20 protein-coding genes and 1 other RNA gene are annotated in these 21,435 nt (G+C 43.4%); 4 read left to right on the plus strand and 17 right to left on the minus strand.

The features are described 5' to 3' along the window. Positions 1-9: 9 nt before the first annotated feature. From ftsA to rsmI, 15 genes are all read right to left on the minus strand, one after another. A complete protein-coding gene (gene ftsA, locus HRT96_RS07475) occupies positions 10-1,257 on the minus strand; it encodes a cell division protein FtsA (RefSeq protein WP_293129428.1) in 1,248 nt (415 codons plus the stop codon). Positions 1,258-1,262: 5 nt separating this feature from the next. Further along, positions 1,263-2,084 (minus strand): cell division protein FtsQ/DivIB, encoded by an 822-nt coding sequence (locus HRT96_RS07480; RefSeq protein ID WP_293154458.1) that lies wholly within the window; start codon positions 2,082-2,084, stop codon positions 1,263-1,265. 3 nt (positions 2,085-2,087) lie between these two features. Then, the gene (locus HRT96_RS07485; RefSeq protein WP_293154460.1) at positions 2,088-3,026 is read right to left on the minus strand and encodes a D-alanine--D-alanine ligase; all 939 of its coding nucleotides are present in this window, start codon (positions 3,024-3,026) and stop codon (positions 2,088-2,090) included. Further along, positions 3,014-4,474, minus strand: coding sequence for a UDP-N-acetylmuramate--L-alanine ligase (gene murC, locus HRT96_RS07490; RefSeq protein WP_293154667.1), 1,461 nt, complete (start codon positions 4,472-4,474; stop codon positions 3,014-3,016). Before murC ends, HRT96_RS07485 begins: the two co-directional genes overlap by 13 nt. Continuing rightward, on the minus strand, positions 4,475-5,542 hold the full coding sequence (murG, locus tag HRT96_RS07495; RefSeq protein WP_293154669.1) for an undecaprenyldiphospho-muramoylpentapeptide beta-N-acetylglucosaminyltransferase: 1,068 nt from the start codon (positions 5,540-5,542) through the stop codon (positions 4,475-4,477). 53 nt (positions 5,543-5,595) lie between these two features. Then, positions 5,596-6,792: a cell division protein FtsW gene (ftsW, locus tag HRT96_RS07500; RefSeq protein WP_293154464.1), complete on the minus strand. Its 1,197-nt coding sequence runs from the start codon at positions 6,790-6,792 to the stop codon at positions 5,596-5,598. Continuing rightward, positions 6,792-8,132 (minus strand): UDP-N-acetylmuramoyl-L-alanine--D-glutamate ligase, encoded by a 1,341-nt coding sequence (murD, locus tag HRT96_RS07505; RefSeq protein WP_293154467.1) that lies wholly within the window; start codon positions 8,130-8,132, stop codon positions 6,792-6,794. The genes ftsW and murD overlap by 1 nt, the downstream gene beginning before the upstream one ends. Further along, positions 8,132-9,214, minus strand: a complete 1,083-nt coding sequence (mraY, locus tag HRT96_RS07510; RefSeq protein ID WP_293154470.1) for a phospho-N-acetylmuramoyl-pentapeptide-transferase — start codon at positions 9,212-9,214, stop codon at positions 8,132-8,134. The genes murD and mraY overlap by 1 nt, the downstream gene beginning before the upstream one ends. Further along, entirely contained in the window at positions 9,208-10,644 is a 1,437-nt protein-coding gene (murF, locus tag HRT96_RS07515; RefSeq protein WP_293154473.1) for a UDP-N-acetylmuramoyl-tripeptide--D-alanyl-D-alanine ligase, read from the minus strand. The genes mraY and murF overlap by 7 nt, the downstream gene beginning before the upstream one ends. Continuing rightward, positions 10,641-12,119, minus strand: coding sequence for a UDP-N-acetylmuramoyl-L-alanyl-D-glutamate--2,6-diaminopimelate ligase (murE, locus tag HRT96_RS07520; protein WP_293154476.1), 1,479 nt, complete (start codon positions 12,117-12,119; stop codon positions 10,641-10,643). The genes murF and murE overlap by 4 nt, the downstream gene beginning before the upstream one ends. 85 nt (positions 12,120-12,204) lie before the next feature. After that, the gene (locus tag HRT96_RS07525; RefSeq protein ID WP_293154479.1) at positions 12,205-13,932 is read right to left on the minus strand and encodes a penicillin-binding transpeptidase domain-containing protein; all 1,728 of its coding nucleotides are present in this window, start codon (positions 13,930-13,932) and stop codon (positions 12,205-12,207) included. After that, positions 13,929-14,207, minus strand: a complete 279-nt coding sequence (gene ftsL / locus HRT96_RS07530) for a cell division protein FtsL (protein WP_293154482.1) — start codon at positions 14,205-14,207, stop codon at positions 13,929-13,931. Before ftsL ends, HRT96_RS07525 begins: the two co-directional genes overlap by 4 nt. 37 nt (positions 14,208-14,244) lie before the next feature. Next, a complete protein-coding gene (gene rsmH, locus HRT96_RS07535; protein WP_293154485.1) occupies positions 14,245-15,186 on the minus strand; it encodes a 16S rRNA (cytosine(1402)-N(4))-methyltransferase RsmH in 942 nt (313 codons plus the stop codon). 168 nt (positions 15,187-15,354) lie between these two features. Then, positions 15,355-15,730: RNase P RNA component class A (gene rnpB, locus HRT96_RS07540), an RNA gene on the minus strand. Positions 15,731-15,773: 43 nt separating this feature from the next. After that, positions 15,774-16,613, minus strand: a complete 840-nt coding sequence (gene rsmI / locus HRT96_RS07545) for a 16S rRNA (cytidine(1402)-2'-O)-methyltransferase (RefSeq protein ID WP_293154488.1) — start codon at positions 16,611-16,613, stop codon at positions 15,774-15,776. Positions 16,614-16,696: 83 nt separating this feature from the next. On the opposite strand from rsmI, the gene HRT96_RS07550 reads away from it, so the two are divergent. Genes HRT96_RS07550 through HRT96_RS07565 form a run of 4 tightly spaced genes read left to right on the plus strand, consistent with a single transcriptional unit; the run spans position 16,697 to position 20,100 of the window. Continuing rightward, positions 16,697-18,571 (plus strand): penicillin-binding protein activator, encoded by a 1,875-nt coding sequence (locus HRT96_RS07550; RefSeq protein ID WP_293154491.1) that lies wholly within the window; start codon positions 16,697-16,699, stop codon positions 18,569-18,571. Continuing rightward, the gene (locus HRT96_RS07555) at positions 18,534-18,941 is read left to right on the plus strand and encodes a YraN family protein (protein WP_006032941.1); all 408 of its coding nucleotides are present in this window, start codon (positions 18,534-18,536) and stop codon (positions 18,939-18,941) included. The genes HRT96_RS07550 and HRT96_RS07555 overlap by 38 nt, the downstream gene beginning before the upstream one ends. 11 nt (positions 18,942-18,952) lie before the next feature. Beyond that, positions 18,953-19,546 carry an SIS domain-containing protein gene (locus HRT96_RS07560; RefSeq protein WP_293129455.1) on the plus strand — a complete coding sequence of 198 codons (594 nt, stop codon included), beginning with the start codon at positions 18,953-18,955 and terminating at the stop codon, positions 19,544-19,546. Positions 19,547-19,551: 5 nt separating this feature from the next. After that, positions 19,552-20,100, plus strand: a complete 549-nt coding sequence (locus tag HRT96_RS07565) for a BON domain-containing protein (RefSeq protein ID WP_293129457.1) — start codon at positions 19,552-19,554, stop codon at positions 20,098-20,100. Positions 20,101-20,201: 101 nt separating this feature from the next. Here HRT96_RS07565 and sspB read toward each other — a convergent pair whose 3' ends face one another. Both sspB and sspA read right to left on the minus strand, forming a co-directional pair. After that, a complete protein-coding gene (gene sspB / locus HRT96_RS07570) occupies positions 20,202-20,693 on the minus strand; it encodes a ClpXP protease specificity-enhancing factor (protein ID WP_293154494.1) in 492 nt (163 codons plus the stop codon). 3 nt (positions 20,694-20,696) lie between these two features. Further along, positions 20,697-21,332, minus strand: coding sequence for a stringent starvation protein SspA (gene sspA / locus HRT96_RS07575; protein ID WP_017221719.1), 636 nt, complete (start codon positions 21,330-21,332; stop codon positions 20,697-20,699). Positions 21,333-21,435 lie beyond the last annotated feature (103 nt).

Consider the following 21,435-nt stretch of genomic DNA (forward strand, 5'->3'; position numbering starts at 1 on the left):
TATTGGGGTTTAAAACCCGCCTTTGAACCAGCTCGTTATTTTCTTAAGTAGCTGATTACAACTATTCTTTTCTACGACTACTTCTGTTGTTGGCTCAAACTGTTGTTCTTTACCAAACTGAAGTAAGCCAACCGCTGTTGAATACACTGGCGTATTCACATATTCAGTTAGCCCATTAATATTCAAGGGGCTACCTATTCTAACTTGGGAGTTAAATACGCCTTCGGCGCATTCAACCAAACCTTCAATTTGTGCAGCACCACCAGTGAGGACAATCCCCGCTGCCAATTTCTCCAGTTTTAATGAGGCCAAAACAGTTTTCAATTCATCTTCAACCATCCCGAACAGTTCAGAATATCGAGGTTCTATCACTTCTGCAAGTGTTTGTCGTTGTAAAGTGCGCGACGGCCGGCCGCCAACACTCGCCACTTCGATGGTATCATCACGTTGTAATAAATTCGCGTGTGCACAGCCAAAGTTAACTTTAATGTTTTCGGCATCTGCAGGGGGGGTACCAAATGCATACGCAATATCACTAGTAACTGCATTGCCTGCATAAGAAAATACCGATGTATGACGTAACGAACCGTCATAAAAAACAGCGATATCAATCGTGCCACCACCGATATCGACAACACAAACACCCAGTTCTTTTTCATCATCAGTGACCACAGCGTAGCTTGATGCAAGTGCAGAAAAAATTAATTTATCAACTTGCAATTGACAACGTTCGGCACATTTTACAATATTTTTTGCCATATCATTGTGACACGTGATCAAATGTACCTTGGCTTTCATGCGCACGCCTGATAAACCAACAGGATTTTTAATGCGTTCTTGATAATCAATAGCATATTCCTGAGGTATTACATGCAAAATTCGATGCTCGTCACGAATTCGCACAGACCTTGCTGTATAGATCACATTATCGACATCATCTTGTGTGACTTCATCTTCAGAAATAGCCACCATACCAATTTCATCTTGGCTGCTGATATGTTTACCAGAAATACTCAGATAGACAGATGATATTTTCATATCAGCCATCATTTCAGCTTCTTGTAATGCACGTTGTACGGCTTTAACCACAGATTCAAGGTCGTTCACACCACCTTTGTCCATGCCTCTCGACACACTTTCACCTAACCCGATGATGTTGAGTTCGCCGTCAGGTAGCAACTCACCAACGACAACGGCAATTTTTGAGGTACCGATATCCAAACCTACAATTAATTTTCGTTCCATCGACTTAGTCATTATCATTACTCTTTATTGTCATTTTTCCAGCCAACTGAGAAACCTGTATCGTAACGTAAATCTATATAGGCTATTTTGTCTTTATCTAGTACTGCAACGTAGTCGATATAGCGCTGGATCCGAGATATCGCATCTTCACGGCCTAAGCGCAACATAATACCATTACTTAATACAACCGTTATTGCATTTCGTAAATTAAGTGTCATTGTAACGATTTTATACTCATTAAGCTGCAGTAGCCCATTGAATTGATTGTATTTAGATAATGTCTGTTCGATTCTATCACCGGGACTATAAAGTTTCACTAATGATTTCGGCGCACTGTTAATCTGAGCATCAAAAACAATACCGTCTGCATTCAATAACTGGGTATCATTCCACACTGCAACAACGGGCTGTTCTTGAATATATACCCGTAATAAGTCAGGCCAACTTTTACGCACCGAGGCATGATAAACCCAAGGTAATGATTCTATTTTTCGTTGAATATCATCAACGTTTACTGAAAAATAATTTTCTATTGCCGGTTTATTCAACAATACACCGCGAATATCATCATCACTGACATAATGACGCTCACCTTGAATAATCAACGCGGACATTGGCATCTTACTGGCATCAGTTAGATAGTTTTCCATACTGCCAAACATCCAGCTAAAAAAGACTATCACCATAAAGAAGAAAAACAGACCTAAACCACGTTGTAACCGTGACGACACTAATTCTTCAACGCAGGACTCATCCGCTTGAATTTCAAGTTCGGTGAGCGCATAGATATTATCATCAAGCGTGTCAGGTAACGGCGTAACAGTCGCGGTGGTCATCATCGATTAATGCGCGAGCGCTAATACCTTAGACACTAAGGTATCAAAGTTATAACCCGCGGCGTTAGCAGCCATTGGCACTAAACTTTTTTCGGTCATACCAGGCACCGTATTCACCTCCAGTAATTGGAACTGACCTTGCGCATCTAACATGGCATCAACACGCCCCCAGCCTTCGGCGGCTACCGCATGAAATGCTTTTAATGCATAGGCTTGTAATTGCTGACGTTGCTCATCGGTAATGGGTGCCGGACACAAGTATTCAGTGGTATTAGATTGATACTTAGCTTGGTAATCATAAAATGTATTTGGCGTTTTAAGTTGAATAACCGGTAATACTTCGTCACCGAGAATAGCAACGGTAAACTCTGGACCTTCAATCCATTGTTCAACTAGGATCTCGTTATCATAGGCAAATGCAGCCGTCACCGCCACTTCTAACTCCGCCACGTTATGCACTTTTGCCATGCCAATACTTGACCCTTCTTTCGCCGGTTTAATGATAACTGGCGAACCAAGTTCTGCGATGATATCGCTAGCGATTGTCGTATTAAAATTAATAGGTGTCACAATACGGTAAAGTGCAGTTGGTAAACCTTGCGATTGCCAAATTTGCTTAGTACGGATCTTGTCCATCGCTAATGCAGCACCTAACACCCGGCTGCCAGTATACGGAATACCCAGTTGTTCTAATGCACCTTGCATCACGCCATCTTCTCCACCACGACCATGCAAGGCAATAAACGCATGGGTAAAGCCATCACGACCAAGCTGATGCACATCGTACTCAGCGGTATCTAATGCATGCGCATCGACACCAGCACGCAGTAACCCTGCAGTCACCGCTGCACCCGATTTTAGTGATACCTCACGTTCGGCAGAATGTCCGCCAAATAATACCGCTACTTTTTTTGTGCTTGTTGCGCTCATGATTACTTCTTCCATTGTTTCATCGTATCCACATTCATTTTCATGGTAGCGAGATCTTTCGCTAGTGACCCCACATTACCAGCACCTTGGGTCAATACCAAATCACCGTCTTGTAAATGCTCAGCTAAAATAGCCGGTAATTCATCAGGACTTGATACAAAAATTGGCTCAATAGTACCGCGCTGTCGAATGCTACGACATAATGAGCGGCTATCTGCGCCCGGTATTGGCTCTTCGCCTGCTGGATATACTTCTAATAAGAATAACAAATCAACCTTGGATAACACGTTGGCAAAGTCTTCATACAAATCACGGGTTCGGGTATATCGGTGTGGTTGGAATACAGATACTAAACGTTTTTCAGGCCAGCCTGCACGAGCAGCAGTAATGGTAACATCAACCTCGGTCGGGTGATGACCATAATCGTCTACCAACATCACATTACCGGCACCTGAATCAAACTCACCCAGCTGATCAAAGCGTCGACCAGTACCCGCAAAATTAGCTAATGCGGTAACAATCGCACTATCATCAATGCCATCTTCAGTGGCAACAGCAACCGCAGCAGTGGCATTTAAGGCATTATGTTGACCCGGTAAGTTTAAACTAACACGCAAATCATCACGATCTTTACGACAAATAGTAAAGTGACTTTTATGGCCTTTTTGCACATAATCAATAATACGTACATCGGCATTTTCAGCAAAACCATAAGTCACCACCTGACGACCAACATCAGGAATAAGTTTTTCAATCACCGCATCATCGGCACACATCACCGCTAAACCGTAAAATGGTAAATTGTGCAGAAAATCAATAAAGGTTTTTTCTAATTTAGCGAAGTCACCACCATAAGTATCCATATGGTCAGCTTCGATATTGGTGACCACGGCAACCATTGGCTGTAATAATAAGAATGACGCATCACTCTCATCCGCTTCAGCAATCAAATAACGGCTAGTGCCTAAACCCGCGTTAGTGCCAGTACTTTTTACTAATCCGCCATTAACGAATGTAGGATCTAAGCCTGCTTCATGGTAAATACCGGTCACCAGCGCTGTAGTCGATGTTTTACCGTGGGTACCAGCAATCGCAATACCATGACGAAAACGCATTAACTCAGCTAACATTTCAGCACGTTTAATCACCGGAATACGGTTTTCATGGGCGGCAACAATTTCAGGGTTCGTTAAATCGATAGCCGTTGATACGACCACGACACTCGCATTTCGCACATTTTCGGCAGTATGTTCAAAATTAATTTTTGCACCTAATTTTACGAGGCGTTCAGTCACTGGATTCGACGCGAGGTCAGAACCCGTGATCTGGTAACCTTCATTGGCTAATACTTCTGCGATCCCACCCATGCCAGCACCACCGATGCCAACGAAATGGATAGTTTTCACACGGCGCATCTCTGGCACTATTGTTCTTAATTGTGCGATCTTTTGTTCAGGCATTATCTATCTCTCTTCACTTAACGCTGAACAGGCAGCTGCGACCTGCTCAGTGGCATCTAGAATGGCAGCACTTTTGGCTGCATTTGACATAGTCACAAGGTGTGCTTCATCATCAATCCATTGCTGTAATAATTTGGCTAAATCTACGGCATTTAATTGGCGTTGAGGTATCAATACCGCGCCACCTGCTTGTACCAATGATTGCGCATTTTTAGTCTGATGATCATCCACTGCATGTGGTAATGGAATAAAAATAGCTGGGAGCCCAGCAACCGCGACTTCTGACACAGTTAATGCACCGGCGCGGCACACTACCACATCAGCTTGACCATAAGCTTGCGCCATGTCATCAATAAAATCAGTTACCTCAATGTCAGCTGTCACACCAGCAGCTTGATAAGCACTAATCACCTTGGTAGCATTATTTTTACCTACCTGATGCCGTACACAAATATGCTCTTGCGGTAATAATGCCAGTGCAGCAGGTAACGTATCGTTTAATATTTTTGCACCTAAGCTACCACCAACCACTAATACTGTCAGTTTGTCTTTCTGCATTCGCACTTGCTGATGCAAAGCCAAAACGTCTTTACGCACAGGATTGCCGACTAACTGACCATGCGCAAACGCACCCGGAAAGGCCATTAATACCCGTTTGGCAATTTTAGCCAATAACCGATTGGTTAAACCTGCCGCCGCATTCTGTTCGTGTAATACTACGGGAATACCTTGTAGCCATGCAGCGACTCCACCAGGTCCACTGGCAAAACCGCCCATCCCCAATACCACATCAGGCTGAAAATCTTGCATCACTTTACGCGCCTGCAACACCGATTTTAAAATTCGAAAAGGTGCCGCACATAAACGCTTAAAGCCGTTACCACGTACGCCGGAGATATCAATAAATGAAATATCAAACCCATGCTGCGGTACTAAATCGGCTTCCATGCGATCGGCAGTGCCAATCCAATGGATAGTCCAGCCCTGCTGTTGTAAATATGTTGCCACAGCAATACCGGGAAACACGTGACCGCCAGTACCACCAGCCATCACCAATAAACGTTTTGTCATCATATTATCTTTCATTTGTTATGAGATTGATTTCATTATTGCAGTGAGTATGGTCATTCATGCGCGACTGCGTTGGACGAGGCATTATTTGCCATCGGCACTTTTCGTGCCCGATGTTCATAATCGATCCGCAATAATACCGCCACGGCACAGCTCATCACTAACAAACTAGAACCACCATAACTCACTAACGGTAAGGTTAAGCCTTTGGTCGGTAATAACCCCGATGCTGCACCGACATTAACCAAGGTTTGAAAACAAAACCAAACACCAACACTGATCGCCAAGAAACCCGCAAAAGATTGATCAGCTTCTAAGCTACGACGGCCAATCTGCAGTGCTTTAAATACCAGTAGCATTTGCAACATCAATACAATACATACACCGATAAAACCTAACTCTTCGGCAAGGATCGCAAATACAAAGTCTGTATGCGCTTCTGGTAAATACTCCAATTTTTGAATTGAATTACCCAGTCCTTCACCGCTAAAGCTGCCACGACCAAATGCCATTAACGACTGCGTTAGCTGATAACCACTACCAAATGGGTCATCCCAAGGGTCGAGAAAAGAGGTAATCCGGCGCATTCGATACGGCGATAATATCACCGCTAACACCCCCAGTAAAATAGCCACAACACATAATGCCATGAAGTGGACTAACTTTGCACCACCGATAAATAACAGCGCCACACTGGTGGTTAAAATAACCATGACAGAGCCGAAATCGGGCTGAAAAAGCAGCAATGCAGAGATAACGGCAATGACTAATAAGCCATTCACAAAACCTTTATAACTTTCTTGTAATAAATTCTTTTGACGAACCAAGTAACCAGAAAAATAGGTAAACAACGCAAATTTAGCAAATTCAGCGGGTTGCATATTCAACGGACCCAATGAGATCCAACGAGTACTACCATTCACCGTACGACCAATCACTAATACCAGCACCAATAATCCAATCGCCACAAATAAAAACCGCACACTATTTCGTTCAAAAAAAGCAATAGGTACATTCAATACACACGTTGCCGCACACAGAGATACAGCTAAAAAGATCACGTGCTTTTTCACGAACATAAACGGATCGTTGCCCAAGGCGATACCTTCTGGCAACGAGGCTGATGCCACCATCACTAAACCGACCATCATCAACACGATGGCCAGTAATAATAATTGTCGATCATACACAGCACTTTGCTGTGCTTCAGCGCCGAGTAAATAGTGTTTCGTGCGGATTAAAAATTCCATTACAATGCCTTAACTAGCGCTCTAAAATGATCGCCTCGCGCCATAAAATTCACGTACATATCAATACTGGCGCAGGCTGGTGATAACAATACCCAATCACCCGGTTGTACCAACTGACTAATTTCTGCAATCGCGGTATCTAAATCAGCAACCAATTTAGTATTCTCGGCTAAGCCAGCAAAACGTGCACCGTCTTTACCAAAGCAATAAGTCAACGCAATGTTATCACGTAATGCCGGTACTAAAGGGCCAAAGTCAGCGCCTTTACCATCACCACCGGCAATCAGGTATAAGCGTCCTTTGACGCAACTTTTCAGACCATCAAGTGCCGCCAGCGTGGCGCCAACATTGGTGGCCTTGGTATCATTTATCCACATAACATCATTCAATTTACGGATGAATTCGCAGCGATGTGCAAGTCCCGTAAACTGTTTTAAACCCGGTAAGGTTTTAGTTCGATCCACACCTGCAGCATCAAGCAGCGCTATGGCTGACAACGCATTCATCAGGTTATGTACACCCGTGATCTGCAAATCATCAGCACTGATAATACCGTTACCTTGATAGGCTAACCAAGTACAGCCTCGTTGTTGGATCAGACCATAGTCAGCATCATCCTCACCAAAGCTACACTGCACCGCACCGCGCGTATTATCTTGTTCAGGACAAGCCGTTAATACATCATCACGATTTGTCACCACGGTTTTAGCATGTTGGTAAATAGACAATTTAGCCTGGCGATAGGCGTCAAAATCAGGATAACGATCAAGATGATCATCTGTTACATTAAGTACGGTAGCTGCGACAGCCTTCAGACTATGCGTGGTTTCTAATTGAAAACTGGAAAGTTCGAGCACATAGAGTTGATAAGGTTCGGCAACATCCAATAGATCTAATGCCGGAATACCTATATTGCCACCGATTGCGGTTTTCACCCCCGCCGCATTGGCCATCTCGCCGACCAGTGTCGTCACCGTCGATTTACCGTTTGAACCTGTGATGGCGATAATTGGCGCTGTTGCCGCTCTGACAAACAGTTCAATATCACCAATCACTTCCACACCCTGTTGCCGTGCCGCCGCAATTTCAGGGGTCGCAATGGCAATACCTGGACTAACAACTAATTGTTTAGCCTGTAATAAAATCTCTGGGTGTAAGCCACCCTTGTATAACCTTACCTGAGCTGGCAATTCATCTTGTCCCGGCGGTGCATCACGACTATCAACCACAACAGGCACTATGCCTTGTTTTAGAAAATAACGCACACAAGACAGACCGGTTTGGCCTAAACCAATAATAACAATAGAAGCGGCCATATTTCGCTCAGATAAGTGTGTCATTAGCGTACCTTCAATGTAGCTAAGCCAATGAGTACTAATATAATAGTGATGATCCAAAAACGCACAATCACACGCGGTTCAGGCCAGCCTTTTAATTCATAATGGTGATGAATTGGTGCCATTCTGAAGATACGTTGACCACGTAATTTATAAGAACCTACCTGCAAGATAACCGATACCGTTTCCATAACAAACACACCACCCATGATCAGCAGCATAAACTCTTGGCGAACTAATACCGCTAGTGTACCTAAACCCGCACCTAAGGCTAATGAACCAACATCGCCCATGAATACTTGTGCAGGGTAAGTATTGAACCAGAGGAAACCGAGTCCAGCACCAACCATTGCCGCACAGACAATCACTAATTCACTGGCTTGTGGGATGTAAGGGATAAACAGGTATTCCGCAAATTTAACGTTACCAGTTAAGTAAGCTACGAGCATAAATGCACCCGCCACTAACACTGTAGGTAAGATAGCTAAACCATCTAAACCATCGGTTAAGTTAACCGCATTACTACTCCCTACAATCACAAAGTAGGTTAATACAATGAATAACAGTCCCAATTCTGGCATGTACTCTTTAAAGAAAGGCACCACTAATGTTGTCTCTGCCGCCGTACCTGCCGTGACATAAAGATAAACAGCAATGCCAATTGCAATCGCGGATTGCCAGAAGTACTTCCAACGCGCGATCAGGCCATCCGTGTCTTTACGGATCACTTTGCGATAATCATCAACAAAACCAATCGCACCAAAAGCGACAAACACAAACATCATGATCCAAACATAAGCATTATCCAATCTCGCCCATAATAGCGTCGAGATTAAAATTGCAGCCAGGATCATCACACCACCCATTGTTGGCGTACCACGTTTACTAAAATGCGATTCCGGACCATCATCACGCACGACTTGACCAATCTGCATATCTTGCAAATAACGGATAAGTTTAGGCCCCATCCATAAAGTCAGTAATAACGAGGTGATTATCGTGATAATTGCACGAAAAGTGAGATACGAAAAAACTCTAAATAGCGAGAAATGCTCACTTAACGATTCGAACAACCAAACTAACATTTTCTTTCCTTTACTGTATTTTCAACTAACGTTGTATTTTCGATTAATATAGCAGTGTGCTCAGCGAGCTTAGTGGTTAACAAACTGATTGCTTGTTCCATTTTTGCGCTGCGAGAACCTTTAAATAATAAGGTAAACATCTGCGTGTCTGGCGCCGTTGTCACTAATTCCACCAGTGCATCAACTAATGCACTTTGGGCTAAAAAAGCACGTCCGCTTTCGCCTGCTGTGAGTGCAGCTTCACGGCTAACCGCCCCGCAAGTATAAACATGATCGACCTGTTGCTGTTGCGCATAGTGTCCAACCTGCTGATGCATATCAGCGGTACTGGTACCAAGCTCACCCATATCCCCCATCACCAATACATTGGTTGATGGAAAATGGGTTAATACATTGATGGCCGCTTTTACCGACGCAATGTTGGCATTATAACTGTCATCAATAATACGAATACGCGGAGTTAACTGCGATATTTTCAATCGCCCCTGCACATTAACCATAGATTCAAGACCGAGCTTAATGGTGTGAATATCAATACCAAAACAGCTCGCTATAGCAGCAGCAGCCAATGCATTAGCGACATTATGACGCCCAGCAACAGCCAAGTTTATCGTGCAATCGCCATCTGACGTACATAATTTAAACGTTGGATTACCCGCATCATCAAATTCAATATCAGCGGCAAAATAATCGGCGTTGTCATCGACAACCGAAAAGCTAACCTGTCGCTGCGCATCCACCTTACGTAACCAGTATGGATAAAACTTATCATCACGATTGAGTACGGCTATGCCTTGCTGCTTAACACCGAATAATATTTCACTTTTGGCAGCCGCAACACCTTGTAAATCACCAAAGCCTTCTAAATGTGCGGCATCCACATTATTGATTAACACCACATCTGGCAATACCAACCCAGTGGTATAAGCAATTTCTTTCTTGTGATTAGCACCAAGCTCCATCACCGCAAATTGGTGTTGTTGCTGTAAACGTAATAAGGTCAGGGGAACACCGATATCATTATTAAAGTTACCAGCCGTCGCCAATGTGGGTGCGACTAATTTTAAAATAGCCGCCAACATCTCTTTGGTGGTGGTTTTGCCATTACTGCCAGTAAGCGCTGCGACTTTAGGAGCAACATGTTCACGCACCATTTGGCCTAACAGACCTAAAGCGATACGACTATCTTTGACAATGATTTGCGGGATATCCACCGCTTGCTTTTTTGTCACAATCGCAGCGATGGCCCCTTGTGCTGCTGCTGTCGCCACAAAACCATTAGCATCAAAGTTATCACCACTTAAAGCAATAAATAAATCACCCGCTTTGATCGTGCGGGTATCTGTTGACACAGCAGTGATAACAACATCATCACCCTGCCACTTACTATTAAGCTGTGCAGCAATGGCACTTAACGCTAAATTAATCATTGTTGGATATCCAGCATTTCGGTGATCGTTTCACGATCACTATAATGGTGTTTCTCGACACCGATAATTTGATAGTCCTCATGGCCTTTACCCGCCACTAAGATAATATCGTCAGCACTGCTTTGCGCCATCGCCCACTGAATGGCACGACGGCGATCGTGAATAACGTGCGCAGCATCAGGCTTAGTAAGACCGCTAAGCATACCAGTTACAATCGCAGCGGCAGACTCAGTACGCGGATTATCATCAGTAATGACAGCTATATCTGCAAATTGTTCAGCAACTTGTGCCATTAATGGTCGTTTACCTGTATCTCGGTCGCCACCGCAACCATAAATGCACCAAAGTTTGCCTTCACAATGCACACGTAATGCCTGTAATGCCTTTTCCAATGCATCCGGTGTATGAGCATAATCAACCACACAAGCGGCTTGTCCTGCTTGTTTGAATAATTCCATACGGCCACATACGGCGGTTAATTTTGGTGCTACCTGTAATAAATCATCCAGATCATAACCGAGCGCTAATAAACTCGCGCAAGCGGCCACTACATTAGAGGCATTAAATTCGCCGATTAAGCCGCATTGCAGGGTACCGTCACCCCAGCTGGTTTTTAACTCACAGCAAAAACCGCCAGTATCAAAACTTAACTCGTTGCAATAAAGAAAAGCACCGTGATGTGCAGATAAATCTTGTTGTACCGAAAATTGGATAGCATCAGGCCATTGCTGAGCCCACATTTTACCGTAAGCATCATCAACATTGAGGATCTTATGCTTTACCGCCCCTTGAAATAAGATTTTTTTAGCATCAGCATAAGCATCCATGTCCCCATGATAATCAAGATGATCACGGGTTAAATTGGTAAATAATGCCACATCAAAATCCAGTGCATTGACGCGGCCTTGGATCAAACCATGTGAAGATACTTCCATGGCGCATAATTCGGCACCTTGCTGTAATTGATTGGCTATTTCAGCTTGTACATCTAAACCACTACCCGTGGTATTTTCTGCTTGGGTTAACTGCGCAAATAAACCATTACCTATGGTGCCCATTACCCCTGCTTTACCTGCTAATAAAGTTACCCAATTAGCAATGATCTGAGTAATGGTACTTTTACCGTTGGTACCAGTAACACCGATCAACTTTAATTGTTGTGAAGGCGATTGATAAAAGTTATCTGCTAATGCGGATAGGGCCTGATTAAGACCAAAGAAAGAGATAATAGGGCGCTGGTCGATATAGTCGATATGACCATGTTCAGTCTGGTTATCGGCATCTTTGAGTACCGCCGTTGCACCACTTTTTAATGCTTTACTGATAAAGCGACGACCATCAAGTGCATGACCATTGATCGCGACAAAACAATCGCCGGCTTGCACTTTCCGACTATCAATGATCAACGCATTAACCGCTAATTCAAGATCAATATTCCACGCTTGCAGAGATAATACTCGATATGACGAATTCATTTCCAAACCCTTAATATTTAAAGCCCTTGGCATTTAACAATTCTCAACACCAAACAATCTTTAACGCCTGAGCGCCCGTTGATTTTTAAGCGTCTTTTGCTGTTATCGTTAATGATTGTTTTTTATCTGGTGTGACATTCAACATTTGTAATGTTCTTTCCATGACTTCGGCAAATACTGGCGCCGCGATCACACCGCCGTAATAACGATCACCACTTGGTGAGTCAATCACCACCACTAATGCAAAGCGTGGATTAGACACTGGCGCGACACCGGCAAATAACGCAACATAATCATCGCCATAACCACCCGAAATCGCCTTTCTAGAAGTACCGGTTTTACCTGCAACGCGGTATCCATCGATGCGCGCTTTATCACCCGTACCGCCTTTTTCCACCACACTTTCCATCATCAGTAATAGCTCTTGCGCGTGCTGTTCAGATAACACCCGCTCTGACAATGGCGTGGTGTCTTGTTTTATGATCGTCAATGGGCGATATAAACCACCTGAACCGATCGTGGCATAAGCATGAGCAAGCTGTAATGTCGTCGCCTGCATACCATAACCAAAGGATAATGTCGCATTCTCAAACTCTGACCAACGCGAACGGCGTGGCATATAGCCTCTACTTTCACCGTTTAAGATCAAGCTACTTTCATTACCAAAGCCAAATTGATAGTAAGTATCGAGCAAACGTTGATGGCCTAATTTCAACGCAATTTTACTCACTCCCATGTTCGACGAATAACGCAGAATATTGCCCAGTGAAATTTCACCACGGTTGCGAGTATCTTGTACTAAACGCCCGCCTAAACGCATACGGCCAGGATTGGTATCAATGATAGAATCAGCAGCAATAATGCCATGATCCAAGCCACTCGCAACAACCAGTGGTTTAATCGTCGAACCTGGTTCGTAACTATCGGTGATCGCGCGATTCTTTAACTTATAACTGTCATATTTACTGCGATTATTGGGATTAAACGACGGGCTATTTACCATCGCTAATATTTCCCCGGTTTTCACATCAATCATCACTAAGGAACCCGACACAGCACCATTATATTGCACCGCTTTTTTCAACCGTTGATAAGCTAATGATTGAATACGCTGATCGATACTGAGTTGGATATTGTTGGCTTGTTCACTTTGCTGAATGACAGAGATATCTTCAATGACATTACCTAAGCGATCTTTACGGACAATGCGTTTACCAGGAGTGCCCGTAAGGAAATCATTATAAGCCCTTTCAACACCTTCAATACCGATGTCATCAATGTTGGTCATGCCGACAAGTTGGGCACTTACTTCACCCGTAGGATAGAAGCGACGCGACTCTGGAGCCTGACTCACACCGACTAATTTTAATTCATCAACATACTTAGCGACCGCAGGACTAATTTGGCGCTTGATATACATAAAACGACCATTAGATGCCAAGATCTTGGCTTGCAGTTCAGCAAGATTTAGATCTAAGATCTCGGCAAAAGCCTGCCATGCGCGTTTGTTATCAAAGCTATTTTTATTCTTAATAGTACGAGGATCAACATGAATGGCCATCACCGGAACACTCACCGCCAATTCAACACCATGACGATCGGTAATAATACCGCGTTGCACTTGCTGTGATGTCACCCGCAGAGAACGCATATCCGCTTGTTTACGCAGATGTTCAGGATTGATCACTTGGATGTAAGCAGTACGGGCGAGTAAGCTTAAAAAGATAATAACGACCGTGGCCACAACTAAGTGATAACGCCATAGGATAAAATTGGCGGGTTCTACGCTGGCAATATTTCGACGATTTGTCACTGCTGTATCACCAATTTTTCTTCTGCGGTACTTGGGCGATACATACCGAGTTTGTGTTTTGCGATGTATTCAATTTTACTGTGTTCTTCTAGCGTACTTTGCTCTAACAATAAATTGCGCCATTCAATATCAGCAAAGTCGCGCTGAGTCAGTAACTGCTCTTTGTTATTCGTAAGCAGGCGGGTTTCATGCGTTAACATGATCACGGCAAAAGAGGCAATTAAGATCGCGAATAACAGACTAACGACACCTCGATGTTGGCCGATGTCAGTCATTATCACTTTGCCTAAATCCCACTTAATGCCGAACATATTACAATTTTTCCGCCACGCGTAATACCGAACTACGCGCTCGAGGGTTTAATTCTAATTCATGTTCCGAAGGTTTTAGCATTTTACCGACCGCCTTCATGGTACGCGTTTTATCAATTTCTTCTTGCATGATAGGTAAGCCGTATGGCACTTCTTTACCACGCGCTTGTTTACGAATAAATTGTTTAACAATGCGATCTTCTAACGAATGGAAGCTGATCACAGATAAACGGCCGCCTGACTTAAGACATGTTAATGCGCCAGCTAATGCACGTTCGATTTCTTCTAATTCACTGTTGATGTAAATACGGATCGCTTGAAATGAGCGTGTTGCCGGATGCTTGGTTTCTTTTTTAGATTTTGGCACCACACGGCAAATTAAACTTGCTAACTGTGTTGTCGTTTCAAATGGCTTGTCGTCACGATCAAATACCACGGCACGGGCAATCTTACGGGCAAATCTTTCTTCACCAAATACTTTCAATACCCACACGATATCATCGTAATCAGCTGTCGCTAACCATTTTGCGGCGCTAACACCGGATGTTGGATCCATACGCATATCTAATGGGCCATCACGTAAGAAACTGAAACCACGAGATGCGTCGTCTAGCTGTGGCGAAGAAACACCAAGATCGAGTAATACCCCGTCAATCTTGCCTGTCAGTCCTTTATTTTCCATGTAGTCAGCAATACCAGAAAATTGACCGTGAACAATGTCAAAACGCGGGTCTTCTAACTTTAATGCTTCACCAACCGCAATCGCTTCAGGGTCGCGATCGATTGCGATCAAGCGACCATTTTCACCCAGCTGAGACAAAATAAAGCGAGAGTGACCACCGCGACCAAAAGTACCGTCAATATAAATACCATCCGGTTTTAGGTCTAGCCCAGCTACGGTTTCGTTAAGTAAAACGGATACGTGTGCAAATTCTTGTGTCATGTCGATGAAAGCTCTTAAAAATACTTTAGATTATAGCAGGTGCTAAAATGGTTATTGTAACGTAAAAGGTCTAGTTTAGGGAGGGGTTAAACGTATTGCAAGTGATGTAGGTATTCAGGGGGAAAAATAAACAAGAACTTATCTATAATAAAGAAGGTATAGATAAGGTCTTGGAGTTGGTCGATAAGCCGGGTTTTGTCGTGGACAATCATTCCTCTAGGTCTGCAATCGCTCACAGACTCAAGCAACCTACCCGCTTTCAGCGTGGGCCACGCCTATAGAAAGCCTATTTGGTCTTGCTCCGGGTGGAGTTTACCCTGCAACGAACTATTACTAGTCGTCCGGTGCGCTCTTACCGCACCCTTTCAGCCTTACCTGTGCTTCCTAAAAAGCCATCGGCGGTCTTCTCTCTGCTGCACTTGTCGTAGGCTTGCGCCTCCCAGGCGTTACCTGGCACCCTGCCCTGTGGAGCCCGGACTTTCCTCCCCTCTATAACCTCGATATAAATACCGAGTCATAAAGCGGCGATTGTCTGACCAACTCCAAGGCGGAGGATAGTACATAATCTACATCAGAAAATCCAGCGATTAATTAAAGTTTTCTAATCCCCATTTATACAAGGCGTTCTTTTTGCAGCCGTGGATCTCGGCAGTTAATGCGGCGGCTTTTTTAAGTGGTAATTCTTCATTTAACAACTCAAGTGTTTTCAACACCTTAGCTGGAATCTCGAGGCCGGTTGGTTTATAACCAGAAACCAGTAACACAATTTCGCCACGACTACGGTTACTGTCTTGGGCAACCCAAACGGCTAATTCTCCAACAGGCATAGTGGTAATGCTTTCAAACGCTTTGGTCATTTCGCGTGCAACACACACTTGACGTTCAGGGCCCATGATCGCCGTTAATGCATCTAAGGTATATTGCAGGCGACGCGGTGATTCATAAAAAATCATCGTGCGGGTTTCTTCTTTCAACTCGGTGATCTTGTCATTACGGGCTTTTTCTTTCGAGGGTAAAAAACCTTCAAACGAGAAACGGTCAGACGGTAGACCAGAAGCACTCATCGCGGTTACTGCTGCGCAAGGTCCTGGTAACGGCACAACTTTAACGCCATGTGCACGACAGGTATTCACCAAGTGGTAACCGGGATCACTGATCAACGGTGTGCCAGCGTCTGAAACCAGCGCGATGCTGATCCCAGATTGTAGTTTTGATACTAAATATTCGGCTTTTTGTTGCTCATTATGATCATGCAACGCAAATGTTTTGGTCTTGATTTGATAATGGCTTAGCAGTTTTCCAGTATGACGGGTATCTTCTGCGGCGATCAAATCAACACTTCTTAGTATCTCTAAACTACGTTCAGTGATATCAGAAAGGTTGCCAATCGGGGTTGGAACGATAAATAAAGTTGCTTGTTCAGACATTTCATTCTCATGGGTAGTTTTTTGTTAAGCGATGATGCTTTAGTATAGGGGTATTATAAATCTCTTTGCAGGATAATACACCAATGGAATTTAAGCACAGCTATTCTCGCTTGATTATGTTTTTTAGCTTGAGTTTACTGCTCAGCGCGTGTTCAAGTATCACGACATCTGAAAAAGCAACATCGACACCACAACCGATCGTTGCACCAGACGTACTGACAAAAATTGATCAGCCGGCACAATTCTACATTGATAAGATTGTATTAGCGAATAAACCACAAGCTATCGCATGGCAGTTATTATCTGCACGGGCTTTGATTGCAGAAGGCCACTCGCAGCCCGCACTGGATATGTTACTGTCGGTTGAACGTAATTCATTATCCACTCAGCAATTATTTGAGATCGCGTTAATTAAATCTGAAGCCTACCTATTAGAAAAGCGCTATCAAGATGCTGCGACAGCACTTAACTTTAGTTCAACGCTAAGCACCACTGAACAACCTCATTGGCAACGCTTCTACTTATTAAATGCGACTATTAGCGAATTACTGAATAATAACGCTAAAGCGGTTGAATACCGTGTTGCGCTAAACGATTTCCTCGATGCTGAACTGCACAGCACCAACAATTCTCGCTTATGGGAATTGGTTTCGGTAATACCATTGGCTGAACTACAACCATTAACACTTCGTTTTAACACTGAAAATCCGACGTTATCAGGTTGGTTCCACTTAGCGGCAATCGCACAGCAATATCGTACTGAACCACAGTCCTTGATCAATGAGTTACAAACATGGAAAACAACTTACCCACAACATCCTGCATTAACTGGTTTCCCTATTGAACTTGTTAAAGCCATGGCAACAATCCCTTACGCGCCAAGTCAAATAGCGGTGCTGGCACCATTAACCGGTAAACGCGCTGTTGCAGGTAAAGCCATTCGAGATGGCATGCTAAGTGCTTACTATCAAGTTAACGCCGCTGACCGCATCGATTTACGTTTCTATGATACCGCCACAGTAAGTGCTGATAAACTGTATTTGCAAGCTCTTGATGATGGCGCAGACTTTGTGGTTGGGCCATTATTAAAATCAAACCTAGCGAAAGTATTACCGCTAGTGAAAGACGTACCAATAATTTCGTTAAATAAACTGCCAGAAACACTGGCCGCAGAAAATATCTATTACTTCTCATTAAGCTCAAATGACGAAGCCATTGCCGCGGCTAAAAAAATGCATCACGATGGCATTAAACACCCCTTAGTCTTGGCGCCAAATAACCGCACAGGAAACCGTTTATCTGAGGAATTTAACAAACAATGGCAATCTTTGACGGACGCTAGCAGCGAAACATATAAATATAAGAGTCGTAGCGATATGCAAAAGACCGTGACGTCGCTGTTTGCTGTTACCTCAAGTAACCAACGTATTCGCTTAATGCACAATTTGGTTGGTGCGGACGTTAAAGCAAAAACCCGTAGTCGCCGCGACATTGATGCGATTTATATTATCGCTACGCCTTCTGAAGCGATGTTAGCAATTCCTTACATTAGCACCACACAGAATCCGTATGCACCACAAGTAACCGTATATGCGAGTTCACGTACGCATGGTAATAATTTATCTCGGAGCCAAAATCGCGACCTTAATGGCTTAATCTTCAGTGATATGCCTTGGTTGTTGAACCCAGATCGCGATCTAAAACAACAAACTTTGGCACTGTGGCCAAATATGTCTAAAATACAGCAAAACCTGTTCGCGATGGGCTACGATACATTTAAATTAATTCCGACTCTGCTACAACTACGTAATTTCCCGAATTTACGCTTAGCGGGCCAGACAGGTATTCTTTATATCAATGATAATGGTATTATTGAACGCGAATTTAGCTGGGCAAAATACCGCTCAGGCAAAATAAAACTTGAGGAAAGCTACCCTGAATCGAAAACAGCCCCGTAAACGCGGTGAGTATTTTGAAGGCATAGCGGCCGAATTTTTACAACGCCAAGGATTAATCATCTTGGCGCGAAATTTTGCATGTCGGCAAGGTGAAATTGATCTAATTTGCCAACACGGTGCGAGCTGTGACATAAAATCTTCAACAACACTACCCACCTTAGTATTTGTCGAGGTAAAATATCGTCAATATACCCATTACGGCGGTGCTATTTCTGCAATTCCGGTCGCGAAACAACGAAAATTGCGTTATACAGCGCAATATTATATGGTGCGCCACGGAATAAATGAAAACTATACTCCTTGCCGTTTCGATGTAATTGCCATTGAAGGTTGCAGTGATAATATTCAATGGATAACCAATGCTTTTTAGAGTAGATACCCATGTTAGAGCTAATTAAAGAAAATTTTACTGAAAGTATTCAAACCAAGATCGCCGCAGCCGAGGCGTTACCAGAATACATTCAAAACTCAGCCATGATGATGGCTCAATGCTTATTAAACGGTAACAAGATCTTAATTTGTGGTAATGGTGCATCAGCGAGTTTGGCACAAAATTTTTCTGCATCTCTGTTAAACCGCTACGAAACAGAACGCCCAAGTTTACCTGCTCTGGCATTAACTCCAGACTGTACCTTAATGACGGCCATCGGCACCGATACCAGTTTCGATCTGGTGTACTCAAAACAGGTGCGAGCCCTGGGTAATGACGGTGATATTTTGGTGGTGATCTCAGCAGGAGGCCAGAGCCGCAATGTCATTAAAGCCATTGAAGCAGCCCTTACCCGAAATATGACCATCGTCGCTTTAACCGGTAAAGACGGCGGTGAGATCTCTGGATTATTGGGGCCTCATGATGCTGAAATACGCGTCCCCTCACGTCGAGAACCAAGAATACAAGAAGTACATGCACTGATCATTAATTGTCTGTGTGACATTATCGATCAAACCTTATTTCCGCAGCAAGGGGACGAGTAATAACGATGCGACTAACAAATAAATTAAAATTTTGGTTGCCGCGCGCCGTGGTGCTATTTAGCCTTGTGAGTATGCAGGGCTGTACTAACAACGGTAGTTTTAGTCAATTAATTGATGATGAAACCATTACCCTCGATATCACTGCAGGGCTTAATGATAACAATAAGCAATTGTTGCTCAATAATAATCTGCATATTCTCACTAACAACAGCAAAGTGTTATTGTCGGGTCAGGTAAGAAGCGCCACAGAGCGTAATAAAATCGTCGCTATTGCAGCAGAAACCGCATCAGTACAACAGGTATATAACCAGATCCGCTTGGGTGCGCCAATATCATTTGAGCGTGCCGGTAAAGATACTTGGTTAACCACCAAAGTAAAAACCAGTATTCTCAATTTAAAAGGTATTGAGCCACTCAGTATCAAAGTCATCACTGAGAATGCAGAGGTTTTCTTAATTGGACGAGTAACAAAAGCACAAGGCGATCAACTTGCAGAAGCGGCACGTTATGTCGTGGGAGTAGATAAAGTGATTAAAGTCTTCGAATATCGCTAATCGGCAGAATATCGATAACATCTACATAAAAAAAATGCAGTACTGAATAATGCCCGTCGACATATTCAAGTACTGCACATATTCGTAAATTAAGTATTATGTTACTTAATGACCCGTAAAGCGGGTTTACCTTTAGTTGGTTTTGGACGTTCTGGTGCGTCACTCTGACTTTCAGAGCTCACCGCAGGCGCACTGACCAACGCAGGCTTGCTTTTCTCTTCACTTGGCTCAACAGCCACTTCAGCGCTATCTTGTTCAGCTTGATCGATATATGCTTGCTCTGGTTCAAACATACTACCAGCACCGTTCTCACGCGCATAAATAGCAGTGATCGCCGCAATAGGCACATAAACATCAAAAGGTACGCCACCGAAACGAGCATTAAAGCTCAATGCAGTATTGTTTAACTCAAAAGCAACCACAGCGCTAGGCGCAATGTTCAACACGATCTGGCCATCTTGAACAAACTGTTGTGGCACGTAAACACCAGCAATATGCGCATCAACGACAATGTGTGGTGTTAAGTCATTATCAAGTAACCACTCATAGTGGCTACGTAATAAATAGGGACGAATTGGGGTCATTTTATCCATAAATTACATTAACATTCTCATTTCGCGTTCTTGTTCAGTTAAAGATGCTTGGAATGATTCACGATCGAATACTCGTAGCATATAGTTCTTTAACTCACCTGCAGCTTGGCCTGGAAGATCAATACCTAGTTCAGGTAAACGCCATAATAGCGGTGCCATGTAGCAATCGACTAAGCTGAATTCTTCACTCATGAAGTATGGGTATTCAGCAAAAATAGGGCTGATACTCATTAATGCTTCTTGCAGTTGCTTACGCGCTACAGCAGCTTCTTCAACAGAGCCTTTCATGATCTTAGTTACTAATGAATACCAATCGTTTTCGATACGGTGCATCATTAGACGGCTACTACCACGAGAAACAGGGTAAACCGGCATCAAAGGTGGATGCGGAAAACGCTCATCCAGATATTCCATGATAATACGTGAGTTATATAATGTTAGTTCACGGTCGATTAATGTAGGTACTGTTTGGTAAGGATTTAAATCAATTAAATCTTCAGGTAAATTATTACGATCAACCTGATGAATATCAACACTTACGCCTTTTTCAGCTAAAACGATTCGGACTTGATGACTATATAGATCAGTCGGCTCCGAATATAACACCATAACTGAACGTTTATTAGCAGCTAATGCCATGCCACCTCCAATAAATTGTAAACACAAACGCCAATGATAGCCTAAACTAGCATTGGCGGTACGTAATTCTTTTACCAGCAACTTTACAAGTAATGCGGCAACA

It is taken from the genome of Moritella sp. (assembly GCF_013215705.1).
GTDB lineage: Bacteria > Pseudomonadota > Gammaproteobacteria > Enterobacterales > Moritellaceae > Moritella.